The following is a 25196-nucleotide window of genomic DNA, read 5'->3' on the forward strand; positions in this document are numbered from 1 at the left end:
GTAAAGAATGACGATGCCAACAAATCAGTGCCCGTGGCGGATGCAGGTTCACCACATCCATCAGGAAACGCCGGACGTATGGACAATTTCGTTGCTCTGCCACGACTATTATCCGTACCACGCCGGGCAGTATGCACTGGTCAGCGTGCGCAACTCGGCGGATACGCTGCGTGCTTACACCATCTCCTCTACGCCGGGCGTAAGCGAATACATTACGCTGACCGTCCGCCGTATTGATGACGGTGCCGGTTCGCAGTGGCTGACCCGTGACGTGAAGCGCGGCGACTATATCTGGCTGTCCGATGCAATGGGTGAATTTACCTGTGAAGATAAAGCAGATGACAAGTTCCTGATGCTGGCCGCCGGCTGCGGGGTTACGCCGATTATGTCGATGCGCCGCTGGTTGGCGAAGTACCGTCCCGAGGCCGATGTCCAGGTTATCTTTAACGTGCGCTCGCCGCAGGATGTCATTTTTGCCGAAGAGTGGCGTCAATACCCGGTTACACTGGTCGCGGAAAATAATGCGACCCATGGCTTTGTTTCTGGTCGACTGAGCACTGAACTGCTGAAAAGCGTGCCGGACCTGGCTTCTCGCACCGTGATGACCTGCGGCCCAGCGCCGTACATGGATATGGTCGAGAACGAGGTAAAAGCGCTTGGCGTGACGCGCTTCTTTAAAGAGAAGTTCTTTACCCCGGTGGCTGATGCAGCAACCAGCGGCTTGAAATTCACCAAGCTGCAGCCGGCGAAAGAGTTCTACGCGCCGGTCGGCACAACGCTGCTGGACGCGCTGGAAAGCAATAAAGAGCCAATCGTCGCTGCATGCCGTGCGGGCGTTTGCGGTTGCTGCAAAACCAAAGTGGTTTCCGGTGAGTATACGGTTACCAGCACCATGACGTTGACCGAGGCGGAAATTGCCGACGGCTACGTGCTGGCCTGCTCCTGCCATCCGCAGGGCGACCTGGTACTGGCGTAATCTGCGCTATGATGTAAAAAAGCCACCCAGTTTTGCCGGGTGGCTTTTTTTTGCTTGTGAGCAACACAGAGTGATTTGTGGGTTTTGTATGTTGAGGCGATTGTCTGCAATGTGTGCAAAAAGCAGATATGAATTGTTCGTGCGGTGACAAGCGTCATCAACACCGCCCGCTAAAAAACAGCCAATAGCTTGATTCAGATTACTGACAAAGGCACCTTCGGGTAGCCCAGCTAAACGAAGTGACGCCGGGAACATCCCCGGACTTAGTGCTGACCCACCTCAGCCAGGCTACTCGTAGATAGGCCCTGCCCCCCCCTTCCAAACAGAAACACAGCCATAATCCGAATCTGTAATCCCCTTCGCAAAAAAGGCGAGCATAAACATTTCATCCATCAATTTCTCAACCACAATTAACATTCACCAACTAATCAATGCACCCGACCATCCGTCAAGATTGTCAAAAGGAACCCCATGAAAAAAGTCGCTATCGTCGGCGTCGGCCCTACCGGAATCTACACCTTTCATGCGTTGGTAGAACGTGGTGAACCGCTGGCAATACTGCTCTATGAGCAAGCCGAACAGGCGGGCGTCGGTATGCCCTACAACAACGAAAACAACTCTGAACATATGCTGGCAAACATCGCCAGTATTGAGATCCCACCCATTGAAATCACCTATCTGACGTGGCTACAAAGCCAAAGCGATGAGTACCTCGCGCAATTTGGCGTGGAACGTACCGCCCTCCACGAGCGACAGTTTTTGCCGCGCGTGCTCCTCGGCGACTATTATCACGATCGCTTTTTATCCCTCGTCGACAAGGCGCGGGGATTAGGCTTTGAGGTTTCCGTATATGAATCCAGCGAAGTCACCGATTTGCGCGCGAACGCGGAAGGGATCTCGCTGTGGATAAACCACTCATCGCAGCCCGTTGATGTCGATTTTGCCGCTATCGCCACCGGCCATCTGTGGCCTGAAACGGATCCGTCATCACGTCAATATTTCCCCAGCCCGTGGACCGGCCTGATGGACGCGCAAATTAACGCCTGTCGGGTAGGCATTCTTGGCACCTCCCTAAGCGCTATCGACGCGGCGGTTGCCGTGGTGTGCCAACATGGCAGCTTCATTACTGATACTGATGGCATAATTCGCTTTACACGCAAACCGGGCAGCCAAAATCTGAAGCTAACCCTGATGTCTCGCACCGGCGTACTGCCAGAGGCAGATTTTTACTGCCCTCTCCCCTATGAACCGCTGACTGTCGCCACTGAAGACGCCATTCAGCGCACTATTGCACAAGGCCAAAACGGGCTGCTGGACCGCATCTTTGAACTTATCGTGAAGCAGTTACAAGAAGCAGCTCCGCAATGGAGCGAGCAAATAAGCCTTGAAACGCTCACCGCCGATACGTTCTCCGATGCCTGTTTTGCTGACCGCATCCACCACGATCCGTTTGACTGGGCGAGGCTCAATCTGCTGGAAGTCGAACGCAACAAACAGCAGCAGCACACCGTGGCATGGCGCTATACCCTGCTGCGGCTGCATGAGGTTATCGAAGATATCGTGCCGTATCTCAATGAAGCTGACCGCGCCCGGTTCAAACGCGGGCTGGCGCGGGTGTTCATTGATAACTATGCTGCCATTCCTTCTGAGTCCATTCGTCGGGTACTGGCGCTGCACGATGCCGGGCTGATTGAGATAGTGGCGCTGGGGGCAGATTATGAACGCAAGAATGATCGGGAAAAAACGGTTATTTCTCACAATAATCAGTGCCGTGAATTTGATGTGTTTATTGATGCTCGTGGGCAAAAGGCGTTGAAAAGCAAAGATATCCCTTTCCCCACGTTGCGCGAGCAGCTTCTGGCCTGTGGTGATGACATCCCGGATATCGGTGAAGATTATACGCTGCAGGCGCCGGAAAACGCCCGTGGGCGGATAGCGTTTGGCAGCCTACCGTGGCTAATGCACGATCGTCCTTTTATTCAGGGCCTGGTCGTCAGCGCCGAGATTGGCGCAGCAATGAGCAATGCGTTGACGAGACCGGTGGTCAGGCGGCGGAAGAAACGGTGGTTGAGTGATGAAGATGATTAACGTTGTTTTTTAGACAGAGCCGAGCGAACTCGCCTCTGTCTGATGTTTTTAAGCGGTGACTACTGCCAGGCTGATTTCCCGCCCAGCGCATATTTGCCCGCGCCGATAAACGCAATCGCCAGTGCCGCCACAAAGAAGTACACCAGGCTTTCAATCGCCCATGCCCCGGTTTTATCCAACGCGACGGTTTTATCCAACCCGACCATCAGCCATGCCACCACCATCGTAAACGCTAATACCAGCGCTGCCGGGCGGGTTAGCACGCCGAGGATTAGCAGGATAGGCGCAACCACCTCTCCCACCAGCACGCCATAGGCGATAAAGCCCGGCAGCCCTTTTGCCACTAGCATCGCACTAATCCCGTCAACCCCATCAAACAGCTTGTGCAGCCCGTGGAACAGCATCAGGCCGCCGACGGCAAGACGCAGTAATAACTTGCCGAAATCCTCATGCGACAACGTGCGGTTCACAGCCTGGAGCAACTTTAGAATCATTTAAATTTTTCCCTGTTTATCCCTGTAGAATATCTACGGTACTGCTTCTCATTTACTAAATATACCCGCTGAAAATAAGGGTATATTTCCAGCGAAACGACGGGTTTCATCTAAACTTGTAACCGGTATCACAATTCCGGAGATGGAAAACCATGAAACAAACCGTAGCCAACTACATTGCGAAAACATTAGAACAAGCTGGAGTGAAACGAATCTGGGGCGTGACGGGCGATTCGCTCAACGGCCTTAGCGACAGCCTGAACCGAATGGGCACCATTGCGTGGATGCCGACACGACATGAAGAGGTGGCCGCCTTCGCCGCGGGCGCTGAAGCGCAACTCACGGGCGAACTGGCGGTATGCGCCGGTTCCTGCGGGCCGGGAAACCTGCACCTGATTAACGGGCTTTTTGACTGCCACCGCAACCATGTTCCAGTGCTTGCTATTGCCGCACATATCCCGTCGAGTGAAATCGGCAGCGGCTATTTCCAGGAAACCCATCCACAGGAGCTGTTCCGCGAATGCAGCCACTACTGTGAGCTGGTGTCTACACCTGAACAGATCCCACAGGTACTGGCCATTGCGATGCGTAAAGCAGTACTCAACCGAGGTGTATCCGTGGTGGTTCTACCGGGCGACGTTGCGCTGAAGGCCGCGCCAGAGAGCGCCAGCACAAACTGGTATCCTGCGCCGCATCCTATTGTTACTCCACCACAAAGCGAGCTGGAGACGCTTGCCGAGAAGCTCAAGTCTTCGCGTAATATCACCCTGCTGTGCGGCAGCGGTTGTGCAGGTGCACACGCCGAGCTCACCGCTTTCGCGGAAAAAATAAAATCCCCTATCGTGCATGCGCTGCGCGGTAAAGAACACGTGGAATATGACAACCCATATGATGTCGGGATGACCGGGCTTATCGGTTTCTCCTCCGGTTTCCACGCCATGATGAACGCCGAAACGCTCATCCTGCTCGGCACTCAGTTCCCCTATCGCCCGTTCTACCCGACCGAAAGCACTATCATCCAGATAGACATTAACCCTGCCAGCATCGGCGCACACAGCAAAGTGGATATGGCGCTGGTCGGTGATGTGAAAGCCACGCTGGCGGCGCTGCTGCCGCTGTTAGAAGAGAAAAGCGATCGAAGCTTCCTCGATAAAGCGCTGGAACACTACCGCAGCGCGCGCAAAGGATTAGACGATTTAGCCAAACCGAGCGATAAGGTCATCCACCCACAGTATCTGGCACAGCAAATTAGCCGCTTCGCCAGCGAAGATGCCATCTTTACCTGCGACGTAGGCACACCAACCGTATGGGCCGCCCGCTACCTGCAAATGAACGGTAAGCGCCGCCTTCTTGGTTCGTTTAACCACGGCTCCATGGCTAACGCGATGCCGCAAGCGTTGGGTGCGCAGGCCACGGAACCCGGACGCCAGGTGGTGGCGATGTGCGGCGACGGCGGCTTCAGCATGCTGATGGGCGATTTTCTCTCGGTCGTACAAATGAAGTTGCCGGTGAAAATCGTGGTCTTTAACAACAGCATACTGGGCTTTGTGGCGATGGAGATGAAAGCCGGAGGCTATCTGACCGATGGCACAGAGCTTGGCGACACCAACTTTGCGCGTATTGCTGAAGCCTGCGGGATAACCGGCATCCGCGTCGAGAAATCCGCTGACCTCGATGAGGCCCTGCAACGCGCCTTCAGCATTGACGGCCCGGTGCTGGTTGACGTGGTGGTGGCAAAAGAAGAGCTGGCGATCCCACCGCAGGTTAAGCTTGAGCAGGCCAAAGGCTTCAGCCTGTATATGCTGCGCGCCATTATCAGCGGCCGGGGTGATGAAGTAATCGAACTGGCGAAAACCAACTGGCTCAGGTAAAAATGGAGGCATTATTCTGAGTTAAAAAGGAAATGCCGTGATCGACCTACGCAGTGATACCGTAACCCGCCCGACGCGCGCCATGCTAGAAGAGATGATGGCCGCGCCGGTCGGCGATGATGTTTATGGCGACGACCCTACCGTCAACGCCCTCCAACAATACGCCGCCGAGCTGTCTGGTAAAGAGGCGGCGCTTTTCTTACCTACCGGTACCCAAGCCAACCTGGTGGCCCTGCTGAGCCACTGCGAGCGTGGCGAAGAGTATATTGTCGGCCAGGGCGCGCATAACTATCTGTATGAGGCCGGTGGTGCAGCGGTGCTGGGCAGCATTCAGCCGCAGCCGATTGATGCCGCCTCGGATGGCACCCTGCCGCTCGATAAAGTGGCGGCGAAAATCAAAGCCGACGATATCCACTTCGCGCGCACTAAGCTGCTGAGCATCGAAAACACCCACAACGGCAAAGTGCTGCCACAGGCGTACCTGAAAGACGCTTGGGAATTTACCCGTGAGCGCGGTCTGGCGCTGCACGTGGACGGCGCACGTATCTTCAACGCCCTGGTCAGCTATGGCTGCGAGCTTAAAGAGATTACCCAGTACTGCGACTCTTTCACCATCTGCCTCTCTAAAGGCCTCGGCACACCGATTGGTTCGCTGCTGGTCGGCAGTCACGACTACATCAAGCGCGCAAATCGCTGGCGCAAAATGACCGGCGGCGGCATGCGCCAGGCGGGCATTCTGGCAGCAGCCGGGCTGTATGCGCTGAAAAACAACGTCGCTCGCCTGCAGGATGACCACGACAACGCCGCATGGCTTGCCGAACAGCTCCGTGAGATTGGCGCGGATGTGATGCGCCACGATACCAATATGCTGTTTGTGCGCGTCGGTGACGCTCACGCAGCCGCGCTGGGTGAGTTTATGAAGGAACGCGGCGTATTGATTAACGCCTCACCTATCGTGCGCCTGGTGATGCATCTGGACGTCAACCGTCAGCAGCTCACGGAAGTGGTTGCCCACTGGAAAGCCTTTTTAGCCCGCTAAGGAGCACGACGTGTCACGTACTATTCTGGTTTTTGGTGCCAGCGGCTATATCGGCCAGCACCTGGTGTCTGAATTAAGCCAGCGCGGATATACCGTGCGGGCAGTGGCACGTCGCATTGAGCGGCTGCAAAAATTACAGCTTGCTGGCGTGACCTGTTACTCGGTCGATCTGGAAAAAACCACCGATATTGCCCGGCTCCTCAATGGGGTAGATACCGTCTACTATCTGGTGCACGGTATGGGCGAGAGCAAAGATTTTATTAAGCACGAACGCCGGGTGGCGGAAAACGTACGCGACGCGCTGCTGATTACCCCGGTTAAACAGCTGATCTTCTTAAGCTCCCTCCAGGCACCAGAGCACGAACAGTCGCCGCATCTGCGCGCCCGTCAGCTCACCGCCGATATATTGCGCAGCGCAGGGGTACCGGTGAGCGAACTACGTGCCGGAATCATCGTTGGTGCAGGTTCAGCCGCTTTTGAGGTGATGCGCGACATGGTGTACAACCTGCCGGTACTTACCCCCCCGCGCTGGGTACGTTCGCGCACCACGCCCATCGCGCTGGAAAACCTGCTGGTCTACCTGGTCGAACTCTTAAACCATCCTTCACCGGAGCACCGCGTGTTCGAAGCGGCGGGCCCGGAGGAGTTGACCTATCAGCAGCAGTTTGAACATTTTATGGCGGTCAGCGGCCGCCATCGCCCGCTTATCCCGATCCCCCTGCCCACCAGCTGGATCTCGGTGTGGTTCTTAAACGTGATTACCTCCGTGCCGCCGACGATCGCCAAAGCGCTGATCCAGGGACTAAAGCACGATCTGCTAGCGGACGATCGCACGCTGCGAGCGCTGATCCCGCAGCAGTTGATCCCCTTTGACGAAGCAGTGCGCCGCACGCTGGAAGAGGAGAAAAAACTCGCCAACTCCAGCGACTGGGGTTACGACGCGCAGGCCTTTGCCCGCTGGCGCCCTGAGTACGGTTTTTTTGCCAAGCAAGCCGGCTTTACCGTACAGACTTCCGCGAGCCTCTCCGCCCTGTGGCAGGTAGTCAATCGTCTGGGTGGTAAAGAGGGCTATTTCTTTGGAAACGTGCTGTGGAAAACGCGTGCGGCGATGGATCTGCTGGTCGGCCATCGTCTCGCCAAAGGTCGTCCGCAGCAAGAAATGCTACAGGTAGGTGATACCGTCGACAGCTGGAAGGTAATTATCGTGGAGCCGGAAAAAGCACTAACCTTACTGTTTGGTATGAAAGCGCCGGGCCTTGGTCGCCTGAGCTTTACCATGGTCGATAAAGGCACGCACCGGGAATTAGACGTTCGCGCCTGGTGGCATCCTCACGGTATGCCAGGATTACTGTACTGGCTGTTGATGATCCCGGCACATCTGTTCATCTTCCGGGGAATGGCGCGGCGTATCACCCGTCTGGCAGAAGAAGCGACAGGAAAAAGTGCGCAATAACCCTTTTTCGTCTTAGTTTCCCATTGCATACGAGTGAAATAAACGGAAGAATGCGCACGAAAAACTTTTTTAACACTGTGGATGATTATGAAGGTACTGGTCACCGGCGCCACCAGCGGGTTAGGCAGAAACGCGGTTGAATATCTGCGTAGCAGAGGCATCAGCGTCAGAGCGAGCGGTCGCAACGAAGCGATGGGCAAGCTGCTGGAAAAAATGGGCGCGGAGTTCGTCCATGCTGACCTGACCGAGCTGGTTTCCTCCCAGGCCAAAGTGATGCTGGCCGGCGTCGATACGCTGTGGCACTGTTCCAGCTTTACCTCGCCGTGGGGCACCCAAGCGGCCTTCGACTTAGCCAACGTTCGTGCCACTCGCCGCTTAGGCGAATGGGCCGTGGCGTGGGGCGTACGCAACTTCATCCACATCTCTTCGCCGTCGCTGTATTTTGATTACCATCATCACCGCGACATCACCGAAGATTTCCGCCCACACCGTTTTGCCAACGAGTTTGCCCGCAGCAAAGCGGCCAGCGAAGAGGTGATTCAGCTGCTGGCGCAGGCCAACCCGAATACCCGCTTCACGATTCTGCGTCCGCAGAGCGTTTTCGGGCCGCACGATAAAGTCTTTATTCCGCGCCTGGCGCAGATGATGCACCATTACGGCAGCGTACTGTTGCCGCGTGGCGGTCATGCAATGGTCGATATGACCTACTACGAAAATGCGGTCCACGCGATGTGGCTTGCCAGCCAGCCGCGCTGTGACAACCTGCCTTCCGGCCGCGCTTACAACATCACCAACGGCGAGCCGCGCACCCTACGCAGCATCGTAGAGCGTTTGATTGACGAGCTGGATATTCCCTGCCGGATTCGTTCGGTGCCTTATCCAATGCTGGACATGATCGCCCGCAGCATGGAGCGCTTTGGTGATAAAAAAGCGAAAGAGCCTTCGCTGACACACTACGGTGTCTCAAAGCTGAACTTCGATTTTACGCTGGATATCAGCCGCGCCCGCGAAGAGCTGGGCTATGAGCCCATCGTCTCGCTCGACGACGGTATTATCCGTACCGCCGCCTGGTTGGAAGATCACGGTAAGCTGCCCCGCTAGGGCTTAACCCTGGCCGTATTTCTCCAACAACGCCTCGACAATCGCCAGACTTTCCGCATCGGCAACGCCATCATAGCGTGTCGGGCGGAAGTGCATCTGGAAAGCAGCAATGACCCTGATTTGCTGCATTCTGGTCATCCCTGGCCTCACCTCGTAGCCATATCGCCCCAGCAGATCGAGCAGATTATTGGTCGCTACCGGCGCGTTAGGTGCACGTCCGTTCAGGTAGAACGCCACCCGATTTTCATCCGGCCATGCGCCAATCCCTTGCTGTGCCAGCGACTTCCATGGGAACAGCGGCCCTGGATCGTCTTTACGCTGCGGTGCTATGTCCGAATGGGCAACCACGTTTTGCGGCTCAATGTTGTAGCGCTTGATGATATCTTTCGCCAGCGGGACCAGCGCCTGAATCTGTGCCGGTTCAAACGGCGTAAAGAACTTCGCGCCGTCGGCTTTCTGCCAGCCGCGGTTCTCCAGTTCAATACCGATAGAGGTATCGTTGATGCGCGTTGCACCGCGCCAGAAGCTGATTCCCGCATGCCAGGCGAGCTTCGACTCCGGCACCAGCTGCCAGATTTTCGGCTTGCCGTGCAGCAGCGGCGGTACCGCTGGAATGAGATAATGCACGCTCACCTGCTGGCCAACTAACGTCGCCAGAGAGACGTCAAAATCATCCGCCGTATAGTGAATCACCAGTTCTTTAACGCGCGGATACGCCTGCGGCGATGCCTGGCTGGTATCCAGCACATAATCCTGCTTTTCAACGACGGCCTTTTTATCTTCCCCGGCACACCCCGCCAGCACCATCGCCAGCATCACCACGGTGAGTAAACGTTTCATCGGCGCGTTTTGACCGCCGTACCGCTCACGCTGACCATTAGCATACTGCTGTCTTTGCCCACGGTTTCATAATCAATATCAATCCCGACAACCGCATCAGCGCCCAGCGCTTTGGCCTGCTCGCCCAACTCCTTAAAAGCAATTTCACGCGCCTTGCGCAGCTCTTTTTCGTAAGCGCCGGAGCGGCCGCCAACGATGTCACGAATGCCGGCAAAAAAATCGCGGAAAATATTGGCCCCGAGAATCGCCTCTCCCGTTACCACGCCGCAGTATTCAGTAATGGGTTGCCCTTCGAGGGTGGGGGTCGTAGAAAATTGCATGGACTACTCCTTCGTTAACGTTCAATGCCTTAGCTCTCTGCGCTAAACGCATTATCGGACCGATACGCTATGCTTGAAAAGGGATTACTTCATTATTGTATATACCCTAAATAATTCGAGTGCAGCCAACGCGCATGCAACTTGAAGTATGACGGGTATACATAAATCGCGCCCGCTGCATGGCGGCATATGGGCGATGAATGTTGAGACAGCTAACAAGGAATCACTATGCGTTACACCAACCTTGCACTTCTTCTTCCTGCAGCACTCCTGCTGAGCGCTTGTACCACCGTAACGCCGGCCTATAAAGATACCGGAACCCGCGTGGGACAGTGCGTAGAGGGCGGCCCGGACGCCGTGGCGCAGAAGTTTTACGACGCACAAAAACAGCAACGCAGTACCGACTTTACCGCCCTTCGCCCTTACCTGAGCGACGGTCTGGCAAAACTCCTGAGCGACAGCAGCCAGGACCCAGACAAACGTTCACTGCTGCAATCTAACCTGTTCTCCAGCAGCGCAGGCGCGCCTGACAGCGCCGATGTTGCCAGCGCTTCCACCATCCCGAATACCGATGCCCGCAACATTCCGCTGCGTGTGGATTTAAAACAGGGAACCCAGAGCTGGAAAGATGAAGTTCTGATGATTCGTGAGGGTAACTGCTGGGCCGTGGATGACGTGCGCTATCTCGGCAACAACACCCATGCTCCGGCGGGCACATTACGCCAATCTCTTGAGAAACGTTAATAAATTGTAACGTAATTCTGCCAAACGCCTTATTCCGGCAAAATGTCTGGCATTCCTTCTGGAATGCCGACATTTATACCCCGCGCCCACCCCGACCGTTATTTTGTGCTAACTTTAAAAGAAAAGTTGGTTTATATTTAAGTTTTAACGCACAAATATTGCATAACTATTCTGTCAAAGGTACTATTTGCGGCCTCAATTGCTGATAATTCTCTATGGGCTGATACCTTCAGCGGAGAAATCCAAAAACGACAGCAGAGCATGCACCTGGCCTTTCCAGGGCGAGAACAACACATTCGTGACGGGTATCAATGAGCATTAAATTAGACGGCATTAACTGCTTTTATGGCGCGCATCAGGCGCTGTTCGACATCACGCTGCAATGCCCTGAGGGCGAAACGCTGGTACTGCTTGGCCCAAGTGGCGCTGGTAAAAGCTCACTCCTGCGCGTGCTGAATCTGCTGGAAATGCCGAAATCAGGCACTCTGGCGATTGCGGGTAACCATTTCGATTTTGCTAAGACCCCGTCAGACAAAGCGATTCGCGAACTGCGTCAAAACGTCGGCATGGTCTTCCAGCAGTACAATCTCTGGCCCCATCTGACGGTAGTACAAAACCTGATTGAAGCACCGTGCCGCGTGCTGGGCTTAAGCAAAGAGCAGGCCATGGCGCGTGCGGAAAAACTGCTGGAACGTTTACGCCTCAAGCCGTTTAGCGATCGCTATCCACTGCACCTTTCCGGTGGCCAGCAGCAGCGCGTGGCGATTGCCCGTGCGCTGATGATGGAGCCGCAGGTTCTGCTGTTTGATGAACCGACCGCCGCGCTTGACCCGGAAATCACCGCCCAGATCGTCAGCATTATTCACGAACTGGCTGAAACCAACATTACCCAGGTTATCGTCACCCACGAAGTGGAAGTGGCGCGTAAAACGGCCAGCCGTGTGGTGTACATGGAAAACGGTTATATCGTCGAACAAGGCGATGCAAGCTGCTTTAACAGCCCACAGACTGATGAATTTAGAAGTTATCTTTCTCACTGAGATTCAGGACAATGACGATGAAAAAAGTACTGATTGCCGCGCTGCTTGCTAGCGTCAGCCTCTCCGCTGCCGCCGCTCAAACCATTCGTTTCGCGACCGAAGCTTCTTACCCTCCGTTTGAATCCATGGATGCCAACAATAAGATCGTCGGCTTCGACGTGGATCTGGCGAACGCCCTGTGTAAAGAGATCGATGCGACCTGTACCTTCAGCAACCAGTCTTTCGATAGCCTGATCCCTAGCCTGAAATTCCGCCGTATTGACGCGGTGATGGCCGGTATGGATATCACTCCAGAACGTGAAAAACAGGTGCTGTTCACCACCCCGTACTACGATAACTCCGCCCTGTTTATCGGCGTGAAAGGCAAGTTCACCGGCGTTGACCAGCTGAAAGGCAAAAAAGTGGGCGTGCAGAACGGCACCACGCACCAGAAATTCATCATGGATAAACACCCGGAAATCACCACCGTTCCTTACGATAGCTACCAGAACGCTAAGCTGGATCTGCAGAATGGCCGTATTGATGCGGTCTTCGGTGATACCGCCGTGGTTACCGAATGGCTGAAAGCCAACGATAAGCTGGCGGCAGTCGGCGATAAAGTGACCGATAAAGACTACTTCGGCACCGGCCTGGGTATTGCAGTCCGTCAGGGCAACACCGAGCTGCAGCAGAAATTCAACGCTGCGCTGGAAAAAGTGAAGAAAGACGGTACCTACCAAACCATCTACGCTAAATGGTTCCAGAAGTAAGACTTGATGAACGAAATGTTTCCTTTAGCAAGCGCCGCCGGCATGACCGTCGGCCTTGCCGTTTGTGCACTGATAATCGGCCTCGCGCTGGCGATGTTCTTTGCGGTATGGGAGTCAGTTAAATGGCGCCCTATCGCATGGCTCGGCTCCGCGCTGGTGACCGTGCTGCGCGGCCTGCCGGAAATCCTGGTAGTGCTGTTTATCTACTTCGGCTCTTCGCAGCTGCTGCTGACGCTGTCCGACGGTTTTAACATCAACCTCGGCTTCGTACAGATTCCGGTACAGATGCAGATCGAAAACTTCGACGTCAGCCCGTTCCTGTGCGGCGTGATTGCCCTCTCCCTGCTCTACTCGGCTTACGCTTCGCAGACCCTACGCGGCGCGTTAAAAGCGGTACCAGCGGGTCAGTGGGAATCCGGCCAGGCACTGGGGATGTCGAAAAGCGCTATCTTCTTCCGACTGGTCATGCCGCAGATGTGGCGTCACGCGCTGCCGGGTCTTGGCAACCAGTGGCTGGTGCTGCTGAAAGACACCGCGCTGGTGTCGCTGATTAGCGTGAACGATCTGATGCTGCAAACCAAGAGCATTGCCACCCGCACTCAGGAGCCGTTTACCTGGTATATAGTGGCGGCAGCTATCTACTTAGTGATTACCCTGCTCAGCCAGTACATTCTCAAACGCATTGACCTGCGTACCACTCGCTTTGAACGGAGACCAGGCTGATGCTCGAGTATTTACCGGAACTGATGAAAGGGCTGCACACCAGCCTGACGCTGACCGTTGCCTCCATCGTAGTGGCGCTGGTGCTGGCGCTGATTTTCACCATCATCCTGACGCTGAAAACGCCGGTGCTGGTATGGCTGGTTCGCGGCTACATTACGCTGTTCACCGGTACGCCGCTGCTGGTGCAAATCTTTCTTATCTACTACGGCCCGGGGCAGTTCCCGACGCTGCAGAACTACCCGGTACTGTGGCACCTGCTCTCTGAGCCGTGGCTGTGCGCACTGATTGCGCTGTCGCTGAACAGTGCTGCCTACACCACCCAACTGTTCTTCGGGGCGATTCGCGCCATTCCGGAAGGCCAGTGGCAGTCCTGTAATGCGCTGGGGATGAGTAAGAAAGATACGCTGGCTATTTTGCTGCCGTATGCGTTTAAACGTGCGCTCTCATCCTACTCCAACGAAGTGGTGCTGGTATTCAAGAGTACGTCTCTCGCCTATACCATCACGCTGATGGAAGTGATGGGCCACGGTCAGTTGCTCTACGGGCGCACCTACGACGTGATGGTCTTCGGCGCTGCCGGGCTGGTTTATCTGGTCGTTAACGGCCTGCTAACGCTGATGATGCGTTTAATCGAGCGCAAAGCGTTGGCCTTCGAGCACCGCGACTAGTTTCTGCATAAACTGCGTTTGTAAAAAACGGATAAGCCATTGGCCTGTCCGTTTTTTTTTGCAAACAATAAAATATTTAATCAAATATATTGCATATAAATTCACACAGTGGCATTGTAGCTCCATGCCACACGCAGGGCAGCACCCAATAAGCGAGACAGACAGGAGCTCATCCATGAAAAAATTAGTATTGGCCGCCTTACTTGCCACCGTCGCCGCAGGCGCCCAGGCCGCAGATAAAATCAGCTTTGGCGTTTCCGCCACCTACCCGCCGTTTGAATCCATGGATGCCAGCAACCAGATTGTCGGCTTTGATATCGATCTGGCTAACGCGCTCTGTAAGCAGATGCAGGCTGAGTGTACGTTCACCAACCATGCGTTTGATAGTCTGATCCCGGCGCTGAAATTTAAGAAATACGACGCGGTCATTTCCGGTATGGACATCACCCCAGAGCGTAGCAAACAGGTTGCCTTCACTGACGCCTACTATGCTAACTCGGCGCTGGTCATTGCCAAAAAAGGCGAGTTCAAAACCTTTGACGATCTGAAAGGCAAACGTATCGGGATGGAAAACGGAACCACCCACCAGAAATACCTGATGGATAAGCACCCGGAAGTGAAAACCGTGGCTTATGACAGCTATCAGAACGCGATTATCGACTTGAAAAATGGCCGTATCGACGGCGTATTTGGCGATACCGCGGTCGTTAACGAGTGGCTGAAAACCAACCCGCAGTTAGGTGCAGCTACTGAGAAAGTGACCGACCCGCAGTATTTCGGCATCGGTTTGGGGATTGCGGTACGTCCGGATAACAAAGCGCTGCTGGAGAAACTGAACGGCGCGCTGAAAGCGATTAAAGCTGACGGTACTTATCAGAAGATTAACGATAAGTGGTTTGCTGAGTAATCAGCCGTTATCGAGCGACAGAAAGACAAAACCCGGCATCAGCCGGGTTATTTATTGGTAGCCCGGCCAAGCGAAGCGCCGCCGGGACTATCACTATCTCCGCACCAACAGCGTCAACACCTCGTAATGCGCCGTGTGCGGGAACATATCAAACAGCTGTACCTTCTCCACGCGATACCCTGTCAGATGCGCAAAATCCTTCGCCATGGTCTGCGCATTACAGCTGGAATAGATAATAAATTCCGGTGCCATCTCGCTTAAATAATCACACAACGCCTTACCAATACCGCGACGCGGTGGGTTAACCAGCACCAGCTGCGGAATATCGGCCTGAGCGGTAGCAAACTGCGTCGAATCCAGCGCCTGAAAATGAAGCCTGTCCAGACCCAGCGCCGCCGCCGACTGCTTAGCACAGGCGATCGCTTCCGGCGCAATTTCGATGCCGGTCAGCGTCATCTCCGGCGTAGCACAGTGCAGACCAAAACCGCCGACGCCACAGAACAGATCCCACATGTGGCTAACCGGCAGCGCCCTCACCCAGCCGCGTGCGGTCGCGTACAGTGCGCTCGCCACCGTTGGGTTGGTCTGGAAGAAACTCTGAGGACGAATCCACAGCGGCACGTCGTTAAAGTTTTCCGCCAGCGCCTGCTGCTCGGTAAAGAAGATTTCCTGCTCGCCTTCCATAATCGCCATATGCACCGGCTGAATATTGGCAGTAATCACCTTCAGCTGTGGTAGTTGCGCCTGTAACGACGGCAGCGCCGCGCGAAGTTGGGCAAGCTTGGCTTCCGAGCGCAGCACGAAGCGCAGCATCATGCCGCCGTCGAGCTGGCTTTCGGTGAGCAGCAGATATTTCAGCTCGCCGCGCTTACGCGCCACGTTGTAGGGCGTTAAACCCGCACGGGCGATAAACGGCTTCAGTGCCGCAAAGACCGGGACAAACGAATCGGGATAAAGCGGGCAGTCGGTTAAGTCTTCCGGCGTACCATCGCGGTGCAGCATGCCGAGCAGCGGGCGTTCTACGCTACCGCTGACCACCATTTTGGCTTTATTACGAAAACCCTGTTCCGGGCCAGATACCGGTGCGCACCAGGCGTTAACGGGAAAATCCGCCAACAAACTCTGGAGATCGGCCATTTTGGCCGCGAGTTGCTCGGCTATCGGCTGCTCAATCCACTGACAGGAACGGCAACGATGGGCATCATAAAGTGCGCACTGCATAAAAAGACCTTGAGAAAATCGGGGGCGTGGATTGTATCACCGTTATTGTAAGCGGAAAAATCGTCGGGAGGCTGCGGGCAGAAAAAGCAGGCATAAAACCAGCAGATCCGGCATTTTTTGCATTACCAGCGAGCGGAAGATCTCCCGCTTCGATTCGCCCGCGATGCTGAACAACTCAGGATAGCCATAGCCTAGCGAGGCCGCCCACAGATAGCTGGCCGCAATCACCTGCGTCAACAGATAGACCCAGCGCGCCCAGTTACGCCCTTTTACCAGCGAAAATGCGCAGCCTATCTCCACAAATACCAGCACCAGGCTGCTGAGAAAAACCAGCGTCAGCGTCCAGGTTTGTACACTGCGGTGAATAAACTCGCCAATACCATGCAGCCCGAGCAGGTTGATTATCATAATCAGGTCGAGACAGCGGATTAAAATAATGGCGAGCGCCGCCACCTGCACCAAAGCAGGGACATTCAGACGAGCATGCGAACGGCTTCGAGTAAACAGATCCAATGTATTGCCTTCCATGAAAACGATGCCGCGAACGTTCGCGGCATCGACTGCATATCCGTATCGATTTTAAGAGGATTATCCGCGTCTTGCACGTTGGATATCGCGCACTCGCTGTTTTTCTGCGCGCGCCATCAGATACCAGGCGATAAATCCGACAATTCCGACCACGCCGAGGATAAGCGTCGCCAGGGCGTTAATCTCCGGATTCACCCCCATCCGCACGCTGGAGAAGACCAGCATCGGCAGCGTTGTCGCACCCGGCCCCGACACAAAACTCGCGATGACCAGATCGTCGAGCGACAGCGTGAAGGCCAGCAGCCAGCCGGAGACCACGGCAGGCATGATCATCGGTAGCGTAATAATGAAAAAGACCTTCAGCGGTGTTGCACCGAGATCCATCGCCGCCTCTTCAATCGAACGGTCAAGTTCACGCAGGCGCGAGGAGATAACCACCGCCACGTAAGCCGTACAGAAGGTGACGTGCGCCAGCCAGATGGTCAGCATGCCACGGTCGGCAGGCCAGCCAATAGCATGACCCAGCGCCACAAACAGCAGCAGCAGCGACAGTCCGGTAATGACGTCCGGCATAACCAGCGGCGCCGTTATCATAAAGGCAAAGCCGGTGGACCCGCGGAAACGGCCAAAGCGCACCATCACCACGGCAGCAATGGTGCCGAGGATGGCCGCCATGGTTGCCGCGCAGGCCGCAATCGTCAAACTCAGCCCCACGGCGCTCATCATCGCATCATCGCGGAACAGTTCGCCGTACCAGCGCGTCGACCAGCCCGCCCAAACGGTGACCAGCTTCGAACTGTTAAACGAGTAAACCACCAGCATCAGCATCGGCGCATAGAGGAAGGTAAAACCAATCACCAGGATCAGAATGCGCCACGGCGATCTTACGACAGGCAGGTTGTTCATCCGTGGTCTCCTATCTGTTTTTGCTGATGCTTATGGAACCACATGATCGGCACGATCAGCAGCAATAGCATTACAATGGCCACCGCCGAAGCCACCGGCCAGTCGCGGTTGTTAAAGAACTCCTGCCACAGCACGCGGCCAATCATAATGCTGTCCGGGCCGCCGAGCAGTTCCGGGATCACAAACTCCCCGACCGCCGGGATAAATACCAGCATCGACCCGGCGATAATCCCGCCTTTAGTGAGCGGCACAATCACGCTGAAGAAGGTTTTCAGCGGGCGAGCGCCCAGGTCCAGCGAGGCTTCCACCAGCGAATAGTCGATGCGTGTCAGCGCGGTATAGATAGGCAGCACCATAAACGGCAGATAGGCATAGACAATACCGATATAGACCGCCAGGTTGGTGTGCAGAATCGTCAGCGGTTGATCGATAACGCCTAACCACATCAGAAAGTTATTCAGAATGCCGTTATTTTTCAGGATCCCCATCCACGCATAAACGCGGATTAAGAACGAGGTCCACGATGGCAGGATCACCAACAGCAGCAGAATATTGCGCGTTGATGGTTTGCTGTGCGCTACCGCCCACGCCAATGGGTAACCAAGCAGCAGACAACAGATCGTCGAGATCCCCGCCACCTGCAGCGATTGCAGATAGGCCTCAAAGTAGAGTGGATCGTCGGTGAGCTGCAGGAAATTACCGAAGTTCAGCGCAATGGTGAGCTGACCGTCGGCCCACTCCATCAGATCGGTATACGGCGGGATCGCGCGCGCCATCTCCGCCAGGCTGATTTTGAAAACAATCAGGAACGGCAGCAGAAACAGCAGGATCAGCCACACATACGGCATGGCGATAACCAGCTTGCGCCCGTGCTTCATATTGATGCGCGCCAGCCACAGGACGAAGCCGCCCGGTTTGCGCGAACGGGCCGGTGGTTCAAACGTACTCATAGCCCCTCCTTAAACCGTCAACACCACGCAGCTATCGGCATCCCAGCACAGACGCACCTCGTCACCCCAGGTTGGTAATCCTTTCTGATAGCGATGGGCGTTCTGCAACTGGGCGCTGATCATCTGCCCGCTTTTGAGCCGCACGTGGTAAATGGAGAGATCGCCCAGATAGGCAATATGCACCACTTCGCCGACGGCAAAGTTATAACCGTCCGCAGGCGGCTCTTCGCAGAGCATGATTTTTTCCGGGCGCAGCGCAACGTACACCGGCACGTTATCGACCACCGAGGCGTCCGGATCCACTTTCAGCGGGTGAACCAGTCCCGGAGAGTCAATCACCAGGCCATCGTCCTCGCGCGACTTCAGCAGTCCCTCGAAAACGTTGACCGAGCCGATAAACTCGGCGCTGTAGCGCGTGGTCGGGTGCTCGTAAATCTCTTCCGGCTCGCCAATCTGCACGAACTTACCGCGGTTCATAATGGCGATACGCCCGGCCATGGTCATCGCCTCTTCCTGGTCGTGGGTCACCATCACGCAGGTCACGCCGACGCGTTCCAGAATATCGACCACTTCCAGCTGCATGCGGTCACGCAGTTTTTTATCCAGCGCACCCATCGGTTCATCCAGCAACAGCAGTTTCGGGCGTTTCGCCAGGCTGCGTGCCAACGCCACACGCTGACGCTGACCGCCGGAAAGCTGGTGCGGTTTGCGCCTGGCAAATTCCTGCATGTGCACCAGCGCCAGCATCTCGGCAACGCGAGCGGTAATTTCCGCTTTCGGCAGCTTGTCCTGCTTGAGGCCGAAAGCGATGTTCTGCTCCACGGTCATATGCGGGAACAGCGCGTAGGACTGGAACATCATGTTGATCGGGCGCAGATAAGGCGGCACGTGCGCCAGGTCCACGCCGTCCAGCATAATCTGCCCGGCGGTGGGTTGTTCAAAGCCCGCCAGCATACGCAACAGGGTCGACTTTCCGCAGCCGGAAGCCCCTAACAGCGCAAAAATTTCGCCTTTATAGATGGTGAGGTTAACGTCGTCTACGGCGTGCTGGCCGTCGAAGGATTTGGTCAGATTACGGATTTCCAGCAGCGGGGTGAGCGCTTTGCGGATTTTCGCCTGTGGGCGGGGAATAGCGTCGTTCAATCTGGTGCTCTCCGGCAAAATACAAATATCGATATGACCCGGTTGTCATATCAACCCCTGGACACCGACCACCCGGCCGGTGTCCAGATTGGGGCAGATGCACTGCCCCGGTGCAGGCTTATCACGTTATGGGTGATTGATTTATTTACCGCTTTTCACTTTGGTCCATGCGCGCGTTCTCACACGGTCAATTTTTGGATCCTGAACTTTCAGTGTAAACAGCTTGGCGAACACATCTGCCGGCGGGTAAATCGCCGGATTATCGCGAATTTCGGCGCTGACCAGCGGCGTGGAAGCCTTGTTGCCATTCGCGTAGAACACATGGTCACTGATGTGCGCAATCACGTCCGGGCGCATCAGATAGTTAAGGAACTGGTAGGCTTCGTCTTTATTCTTCGCATCAGCAGGCATCGCGAAGACATCGAAGAACGCCAGCGCGCCCTCTTTCGGAATGAAGTAAGAAACATTCACGCCGTTTTTCGCTTCTTTCGCACGGTTTGCCGCCTGCCAGACGTCACCCGCCCAACCGATGGCCACACAGATATCACCGTTTGCCAGGTCGTTAATATACTGAGAAGAGTGGAAGTAGCGAATGTTAGGACGCAGTTTCAGCAGCAGATCGGTCGCCGGGCCGGTGTAGTCATCGGCCTTGGTGCTGTTGGGATCTTTGCCTAAGTAGTTAAGCACGGTGGCAAAGATTTCTTCTGGCGCATCAAGGAAGGAGACACCGCAGCTTTTCAGTTTCTCCAGGTTTTCCGGCTTCATCACCAGATCCCAGCTGTTCAGCGGTACATCTTTGCCCAGCACGGCTTTGACTTTGTCAACGTTGTAGCCGATACCGGTCGTCGCCCACAGATAAGGCATCGCGTACTTGTTGTCCGGGTCGTGTTTAGCCACCAGCTTGAGCACGTCCGGGTCGAGGTTTTTCCAGTTTGGCAGCTTGCTCTTATCGAGCGGCTGGAACACACCGGCGGTGAGCTGACGTTCGAGGAAGCTTGCTGACGGCACCACCAGGTCAAAACCGGTGCTGCCCGCCATCAGTTTGCCTTCCAACACTTCGTTGGAGTCAAACACGTCATAGACGACTTTAATCCCAGTCTCTTTCTCAAAATTCGCCACGGTGTCCGGCGCGATATAATCAGACCAGTTATAGATATGCAGCGTTTTTTGTTCCGCAGCGAGCACGCTTGCCGAGGCGGCCATCAGCACCCCCGTCACCAGACCTGTTAACCATTTTTTATTTAAGGCGGCCATATCTCTTATCCTTCTCGTCGTCCGTTAACAAACGGACTAAATATACGCAATTTAGAGTATGCAAAAATCATGCATATTTTTTCGTACTGCATGAAAGAGAAGAGAACGGGCTCCCCTGCAGTCATTGCTCGCTTTATCAATGCAAGAACCTCGCCAACAAGGGATATTGCCAGCAATAAATGAGGGGGCATCGATATGTCGCAAGAATAACTGTAGCCCGGACTGGAGGCTATAGGTCAGCGTAAAAAACGCCTTTTATCAATTTTTTATGCAAGATCACTCTATCTGATAAGCCAAAAGGGGCAATCAGGTAGTGAATGAATCTTTAAAAATAGGTTAAATGCAGAATAAAAGCAGGTAATACGCAGCCACTATGGCAGTGACTGCGCTATTTGACGGGGATGATCAGTGAAGAAAATGGTATTGGATATCTTCCGGCGGCTGCTCTTCGTCTTCTGGCTTATAGAGCAGTTGATGCGCGTTGGCCTCGAGGATCACCATCGAGACCTGCTCTTCGCTCTGGGTTACAAAAGCGGCGAACTGTTCGAAGGTCACCCCCACGCCTGCGGATAAAGACTGGCAAACCACCAGCTTTGGCAGATTATCATCCTGCATGTCGAGAAACGCCTTAACCGTCAGCGAACTGGCGTTAATGGCGGAGAGATCGGCGCCCAGCGCCAGCAGCGCGGATGGCTTGACCTCGGCCAGCGCCGAGAACAGCACGACGTTATCGATGAGATCAATTTTGGCATCGAAGACGCCTTCAAAATTTTGCATATGCGGCAGGTGCAGCGCCTGACAGGTGTCGCACTCAAAAAAGTTCATGCCCATTTCGTCGAGCCACTGACGTAACGTATCCAGACTCGGGACGACGAGAGAATCCATATTGCCTATGACCTCATGCGGTAAAGTAAAACATTCCAGACCAACAAATAACCGGGCAGCAGCCCGGTATAAGTACGAGAGTAACGCATAGCTTACGCAAAAAAGGCGTCACATACCATGAAAGCGCACTATCCGCCGATTTTCAGACAAAATCCGGGGTGTGCCTGACGTTCGATCCACTCGATCATTTTTCCGGCGATATCGATGCCGGTAGTGGTCTCCACCCCTTCCAGACCCGGCGATGCATTGACTTCCATCACCAGCGGGCCGCGGTTGGCGCGCAGAATATCCACGCCCGCGACATCCAGGCCGAGGGTTTGCGCGGCCTTAATGGCAATCGCTCGTTCAGCCGGAGTAATCTCAGCAACCTTCGCCACGCCACCGCGGTGGAGGTTAGAACGGAAATCGCCTGATTTTGCCCGCCGTTCAATCGATGCCACCACTTCATTGCCCACCACCAGGCAGCGAATGTCGCACCCTTTCGCCTCTTCGATATATTCCTGCACCAGGATATGCGCATTCAGCCCGCGAAACGCGTCAATCACGCTTTCCGCCGCCTGCCGCGTTTCGGCAAGCACCACGCCGATTCCCTGCGTACCCTCCACCAGCTTAACCACCAACGGCGCGCCGCCCACCATGTCGATAAGATCGCTGGTATCGTCCGGTGAATGGGCGATACCGGTGACCGGCAGATCAATACCCTGACGCGCCAGCAGTTGCAGCGAACGCAGCTTGTCGCGGGCGCGGGTAATCGCTACCGATTCGTTGAGCGGGTAGCTGCCCAGCATCTCGAACTGGCGCAACGTTGCCATGCCGTAGTAGGTAATCGCCGAGCCAATCCGTGGGATCACCGCGTCGTAGTGCGGCAACTGCCGACCTTTATAGTGTATCGACGAGGCCGCCGGGTCGACGTTCATATAGCAGGATAGTGGGTCGAGCACTTCAACAATATGGCCGCGGCGCTGGGCGGCTTCGCGCAGACGCTTACACGAAAAGAGCGTTCCATCCCGGGACAATATGGCGATTTTCACCCTTTACCTCTCCAAAAAAGCCGCTAAAAAAAATCGGCGTATCATACGCTTTTCACATCCGCAGAGGGTTGAGCCCCGGCACAGATTCACGCATTTGCAGCGCCGGGTGGCAGTACGCTTACCCGGCCTACAGCCCAATTCCCTAGGCCCGATAACCGAAGCACCATCGGGCATTAATCAGCGAGTAGCAAACCCCTGCTGATGTAGATAATCAAGAATAAACGGGCGGCTCTCTTTGATGAGCGTGCGGCGAATATGGTCGCTCCAGGTATCGCGGCGCGCGTTGGTGCTGCGCGATAAATAGTACTGGGCAAGTTCTTCGTCGTACTGCGCCAGTACTTCGGGGTCCATCGGCTGGTAGTGATTTTCATGCACCACCAGCGCGGCCGGCAGGCGCGGCTTGAGATCCGGATGGCTGGCAGGCCAGCCAAGGCACAGACCAAACAGCGGCAGCACGTGTTTTGGCAGCTTCAGCAGTTCCGTCACCTGCGCAATATTATTACGCAGGCCGCCAATATAGACGCCGCCTAATCCCAGCGATTCCGCTGCGGTCAGCGCATTTTGCGCCATCAGTGAAGTATCCACCACGCCGAGCAGCAGTTGTTCCGCCAGCCCCAGCTGTGCCTCAGGGCAAATCTGCAGATGGCGGTTAAAGTCGGCGCAAAAGACCCAAAACTCCGCCGCCTTTGCGACATGTTCCTGGCCGCCAGTCAGCGTGACCAGCTGTTCACGCATAGCGCTGTCGGTGATACGGATAATCGAGCTGCACTGTAAAAAGCTGGAGCTGGAGGTCGCCTGGGCGCTAGCGATAATCGCGCTGCGCTGTTCGTTGCTTATCGGCTCGCCGGTAAAATGACGAATAGAGCGATGGTTAAGCAGAACCTCAATGGTCGGAGTCATCTTTTTTTTCCTTGTCTCGCGGCAGGTTAGGGTTCATCAGCTGTGGAGCAACGGCGCGGGCAATTCCCCAAAAGAGGACGCCCGCTGCGGGCAGCATCAGCGCAATACCGATAAAAATCATCACCACCGCCGCCAGCTGGCTGGCAAACGGAGCGGGCAGCGTGATGTACTGATTGAGCGATAGCCACGCCACCGCCAGCACGATCATGCCGACCGTCTCCAGAATTAAAACGCTTTTCGGTAGTGCTCCGAGCGAACGCATGCTGCTTCTCCTGTGAACCCTTCGCGTATTTTGATAGCCAATTGATGACGATTATAACGGTATGCGGATGAAAAATAATTAGCGAGACATAGCCAGAATGAATCAGAGTAACAGGTAGAACCTTCTTTCCCCGCAGCGCTTCGCGCGGCATGATAAGCGCCATTCGCCGACAGGCACGTTGATTATTCCGCTCGTTTGAGGAGAGACATTATGTTTACCGTAATTTTTGGTCGTCCAGGCTGCCCTTACTGCGTTCGTGCAAAAGAGCTGGCGGAAAAGCTGACCCAGGAGCGTGATGATTTCAACTACCGCTACGTAGACATCCACGCGGAAGGCATCACTAAAGCCGATTTGGAAAAAACCGTCGGTAAGCCGGTTGAAACCGTACCGCAGATTTTTGTCGATCAGAAACACATTGGCGGGTGCACAGACTTTGAAGCCTGGGCGAAAGAGAATCTCGGCCTGTTTGCCTGATAACACAATCAACGCCCGCTCTTAAAGCGGGCGTTTGTTTTCTCGCCGCTTATCGTGCAGCAGCGAGCTGATAAACAGATAGCATAGCGCACCGAGCGCGCACCAGAACACGGCGCTGAAGAGCCAGGCCAGCTCTTGCCAGAATGAACGATCGCTGCTGAAAAAGAGACGAAGCAGGATAAGACATAGCGGTGCCGCCAGAATTGCGCCAACCAGCGGGCGCAGCACCCGACGACGCGATGAGATAAAGCTTGAGACAACGCCGGGGACAATAAAAAATAGCAGCCCCAGTTCAGGACTTCCGCTTGCACGAAATGCGCCCTTCACGTTCAGAATCAGTGAAAAAAAGACCACAATAAAGAGTAAGAAGCAGCAAATAACCCCTGCCCAACCGCGTTCAGATTTCACACGTATCTCCTGAAAATATCTCTATCAAACCCCAGACTTCGTCCTTACGGACACCCAGTCAGATAAAGTTGTTGGCCTTCCCTGCCAAAACTTCGCTACATTTTATCTATCAGTACTTTCGGAGCGTTCTCCCGGGCTAAAATATCGTGTGCCCGATGATTCACTCTCTGACCGTCGCGATGCAGACTGATTGATCATATGTAATGTGTATCAAAAGCGAT

At 55.0% G+C, this 25196-nt stretch carries 27 protein-coding genes; 13 read left to right on the top strand and 14 right to left on the bottom strand.

Features of this window, described 5'->3' with window-relative positions:
* The first annotated feature begins 7 nt into the window (after positions 1-7).
* Entirely contained in the window at positions 8-976 is a 969-nt protein-coding gene (hcr, locus tag ACLGE8_RS06095) for an NADH oxidoreductase (protein ID WP_410997217.1), read from the top strand.
* Positions 977-1447: 471 nt separating this feature from the next.
* Positions 1448-3064, top strand: a complete 1617-nt coding sequence (locus ACLGE8_RS06100; protein ID WP_410997219.1) for an FAD-NAD(P)-binding protein — start codon at positions 1448-1450, stop codon at positions 3062-3064.
* A 59-nt stretch (positions 3065-3123) separates the two neighbouring features.
* Here the strand turns inward: ACLGE8_RS06100 and ACLGE8_RS06105 are convergent, their stop codons facing one another.
* Entirely contained in the window at positions 3124-3558 is a 435-nt protein-coding gene (locus ACLGE8_RS06105) for a DoxX family protein (RefSeq protein WP_410997221.1), read from the bottom strand.
* Between the two features lie 152 nt (positions 3559-3710).
* Between ACLGE8_RS06105 and poxB the strand changes: the two genes are divergently transcribed.
* The 4 genes from poxB to ACLGE8_RS06125 all read left to right on the top strand — a co-directional run bounded on the left by poxB (position 3711) and on the right by ACLGE8_RS06125 (position 9022).
* Positions 3711-5429, top strand: coding sequence for a ubiquinone-dependent pyruvate dehydrogenase (poxB, locus tag ACLGE8_RS06110; RefSeq protein ID WP_410997222.1), 1719 nt, complete (start codon positions 3711-3713; stop codon positions 5427-5429).
* Between the two features lie 37 nt (positions 5430-5466).
* A complete protein-coding gene (gene ltaE, locus ACLGE8_RS06115; protein WP_410997224.1) occupies positions 5467-6468 on the top strand; it encodes a low-specificity L-threonine aldolase in 1002 nt (333 codons plus the stop codon).
* A 10-nt stretch (positions 6469-6478) separates the two neighbouring features.
* Positions 6479-7921, top strand: coding sequence for a DUF2867 domain-containing protein (locus tag ACLGE8_RS06120; protein ID WP_410997226.1), 1443 nt, complete (start codon positions 6479-6481; stop codon positions 7919-7921).
* Positions 7922-8008: 87 nt separating this feature from the next.
* Positions 8009-9022, top strand: a complete 1014-nt coding sequence (locus ACLGE8_RS06125; RefSeq protein WP_410997228.1) for an NAD-dependent epimerase/dehydratase family protein — start codon at positions 8009-8011, stop codon at positions 9020-9022.
* A 3-nt stretch (positions 9023-9025) separates the two neighbouring features.
* Here the strand turns inward: ACLGE8_RS06125 and ACLGE8_RS06130 are convergent, their stop codons facing one another.
* Both ACLGE8_RS06130 and ACLGE8_RS06135 read right to left on the bottom strand, forming a co-directional pair.
* The gene (locus ACLGE8_RS06130) at positions 9026-9862 is read right to left on the bottom strand and encodes an N-acetylmuramoyl-L-alanine amidase (RefSeq protein WP_410997230.1); all 837 of its coding nucleotides are present in this window, start codon (positions 9860-9862) and stop codon (positions 9026-9028) included.
* Positions 9859-10182 carry a heavy metal-binding domain-containing protein gene (locus ACLGE8_RS06135; RefSeq protein ID WP_151412805.1) on the bottom strand — a complete coding sequence of 108 codons (324 nt, stop codon included), beginning with the start codon at positions 10180-10182 and terminating at the stop codon, positions 9859-9861. Before ACLGE8_RS06135 ends, ACLGE8_RS06130 begins: the two co-directional genes overlap by 4 nt.
* Positions 10183-10410: 228 nt before the next feature.
* Between ACLGE8_RS06135 and ACLGE8_RS06140 the strand changes: the two genes are divergently transcribed.
* The 6 genes from ACLGE8_RS06140 to artJ all read left to right on the top strand — a co-directional run bounded on the left by ACLGE8_RS06140 (position 10411) and on the right by artJ (position 15013).
* Positions 10411-10926 carry a lipoprotein gene (locus ACLGE8_RS06140; protein ID WP_410997232.1) on the top strand — a complete coding sequence of 172 codons (516 nt, stop codon included), beginning with the start codon at positions 10411-10413 and terminating at the stop codon, positions 10924-10926.
* A 311-nt stretch (positions 10927-11237) separates the two neighbouring features.
* Positions 11238-11966 (top strand): arginine ABC transporter ATP-binding protein ArtP, encoded by a 729-nt coding sequence (gene artP / locus ACLGE8_RS06145; protein WP_410997234.1) that lies wholly within the window; start codon positions 11238-11240, stop codon positions 11964-11966.
* A gap of 17 nt (positions 11967-11983) precedes the next feature.
* Positions 11984-12715 (top strand): arginine ABC transporter substrate-binding protein ArtI, encoded by a 732-nt coding sequence (gene artI / locus ACLGE8_RS06150; RefSeq protein ID WP_220441031.1) that lies wholly within the window; start codon positions 11984-11986, stop codon positions 12713-12715.
* Between the two features lie 6 nt (positions 12716-12721).
* Entirely contained in the window at positions 12722-13438 is a 717-nt protein-coding gene (gene artQ / locus ACLGE8_RS06155; protein ID WP_035894658.1) for an arginine ABC transporter permease ArtQ, read from the top strand.
* Entirely contained in the window at positions 13438-14106 is a 669-nt protein-coding gene (gene artM / locus ACLGE8_RS06160) for an arginine ABC transporter permease ArtM (RefSeq protein ID WP_333495823.1), read from the top strand. Before artQ ends, artM begins: the two co-directional genes overlap by 1 nt.
* Before the next feature lie 175 nt (positions 14107-14281).
* Entirely contained in the window at positions 14282-15013 is a 732-nt protein-coding gene (gene artJ / locus ACLGE8_RS06165) for an arginine ABC transporter substrate-binding protein ArtJ (protein WP_123651343.1), read from the top strand.
* Positions 15014-15106: 93 nt separating this feature from the next.
* Here the strand turns inward: artJ and rlmC are convergent, their stop codons facing one another.
* From rlmC to ACLGE8_RS06215, 10 genes are all read right to left on the bottom strand, one after another.
* Entirely contained in the window at positions 15107-16234 is a 1128-nt protein-coding gene (rlmC, locus tag ACLGE8_RS06170) for a 23S rRNA (uracil(747)-C(5))-methyltransferase RlmC (protein ID WP_410997237.1), read from the bottom strand.
* Between the two features lie 42 nt (positions 16235-16276).
* Positions 16277-16762, bottom strand: coding sequence for a YbjO family protein (locus tag ACLGE8_RS06175; protein ID WP_333495826.1), 486 nt, complete (start codon positions 16760-16762; stop codon positions 16277-16279).
* Positions 16763-16822: 60 nt separating this feature from the next.
* Positions 16823-17668, bottom strand: a complete 846-nt coding sequence (gene potI, locus ACLGE8_RS06180) for a putrescine ABC transporter permease PotI (RefSeq protein WP_035894653.1) — start codon at positions 17666-17668, stop codon at positions 16823-16825.
* On the bottom strand, positions 17665-18618 hold the full coding sequence (gene potH, locus ACLGE8_RS06185) for a putrescine ABC transporter permease PotH (RefSeq protein ID WP_410997239.1): 954 nt from the start codon (positions 18616-18618) through the stop codon (positions 17665-17667). Before potH ends, potI begins: the two co-directional genes overlap by 4 nt.
* 9 nt (positions 18619-18627) lie before the next feature.
* Entirely contained in the window at positions 18628-19761 is a 1134-nt protein-coding gene (potG, locus tag ACLGE8_RS06190; protein ID WP_410997241.1) for a putrescine ABC transporter ATP-binding subunit PotG, read from the bottom strand.
* 141 nt (positions 19762-19902) lie between these two features.
* Positions 19903-21015: a spermidine/putrescine ABC transporter substrate-binding protein PotF gene (potF, locus tag ACLGE8_RS06195; protein WP_185666629.1), complete on the bottom strand. Its 1113-nt coding sequence runs from the start codon at positions 21013-21015 to the stop codon at positions 19903-19905.
* Positions 21016-21420: 405 nt separating this feature from the next.
* Complete coding sequence (locus ACLGE8_RS06200; protein ID WP_185666630.1) at positions 21421-21900, bottom strand: YbjN domain-containing protein; 480 nt, start codon at positions 21898-21900, stop codon at positions 21421-21423.
* A gap of 128 nt (positions 21901-22028) precedes the next feature.
* Positions 22029-22931 carry a 30S ribosomal protein S6--L-glutamate ligase gene (gene rimK / locus ACLGE8_RS06205; protein ID WP_410997243.1) on the bottom strand — a complete coding sequence of 301 codons (903 nt, stop codon included), beginning with the start codon at positions 22929-22931 and terminating at the stop codon, positions 22029-22031.
* 177 nt (positions 22932-23108) lie between these two features.
* Positions 23109-23831 carry an oxygen-insensitive NADPH nitroreductase gene (gene nfsA / locus ACLGE8_RS06210; protein WP_410997245.1) on the bottom strand — a complete coding sequence of 241 codons (723 nt, stop codon included), beginning with the start codon at positions 23829-23831 and terminating at the stop codon, positions 23109-23111.
* Positions 23815-24093, bottom strand: coding sequence for a YbjC family protein (locus ACLGE8_RS06215; RefSeq protein ID WP_410997247.1), 279 nt, complete (start codon positions 24091-24093; stop codon positions 23815-23817). Before ACLGE8_RS06215 ends, nfsA begins: the two co-directional genes overlap by 17 nt.
* 210 nt (positions 24094-24303) lie before the next feature.
* Here ACLGE8_RS06215 and ACLGE8_RS06220 point away from each other — a divergent pair, with 210 nt between their 5' ends.
* Entirely contained in the window at positions 24304-24567 is a 264-nt protein-coding gene (locus ACLGE8_RS06220) for a GrxA family glutaredoxin (RefSeq protein WP_035894505.1), read from the top strand.
* A gap of 21 nt (positions 24568-24588) precedes the next feature.
* Here ACLGE8_RS06220 and ACLGE8_RS06225 read toward each other — a convergent pair whose 3' ends face one another.
* Positions 24589-24975 (bottom strand): inner membrane protein YbjM, encoded by a 387-nt coding sequence (locus tag ACLGE8_RS06225; protein WP_410997249.1) that lies wholly within the window; start codon positions 24973-24975, stop codon positions 24589-24591.
* Positions 24976-25196: the final 221 nt, after the last annotated feature.

It is taken from the genome of Kluyvera sp. 142486, from assembly GCF_046569695.1.
Lineage (GTDB): Bacteria > Pseudomonadota > Gammaproteobacteria > Enterobacterales > Enterobacteriaceae > Kluyvera.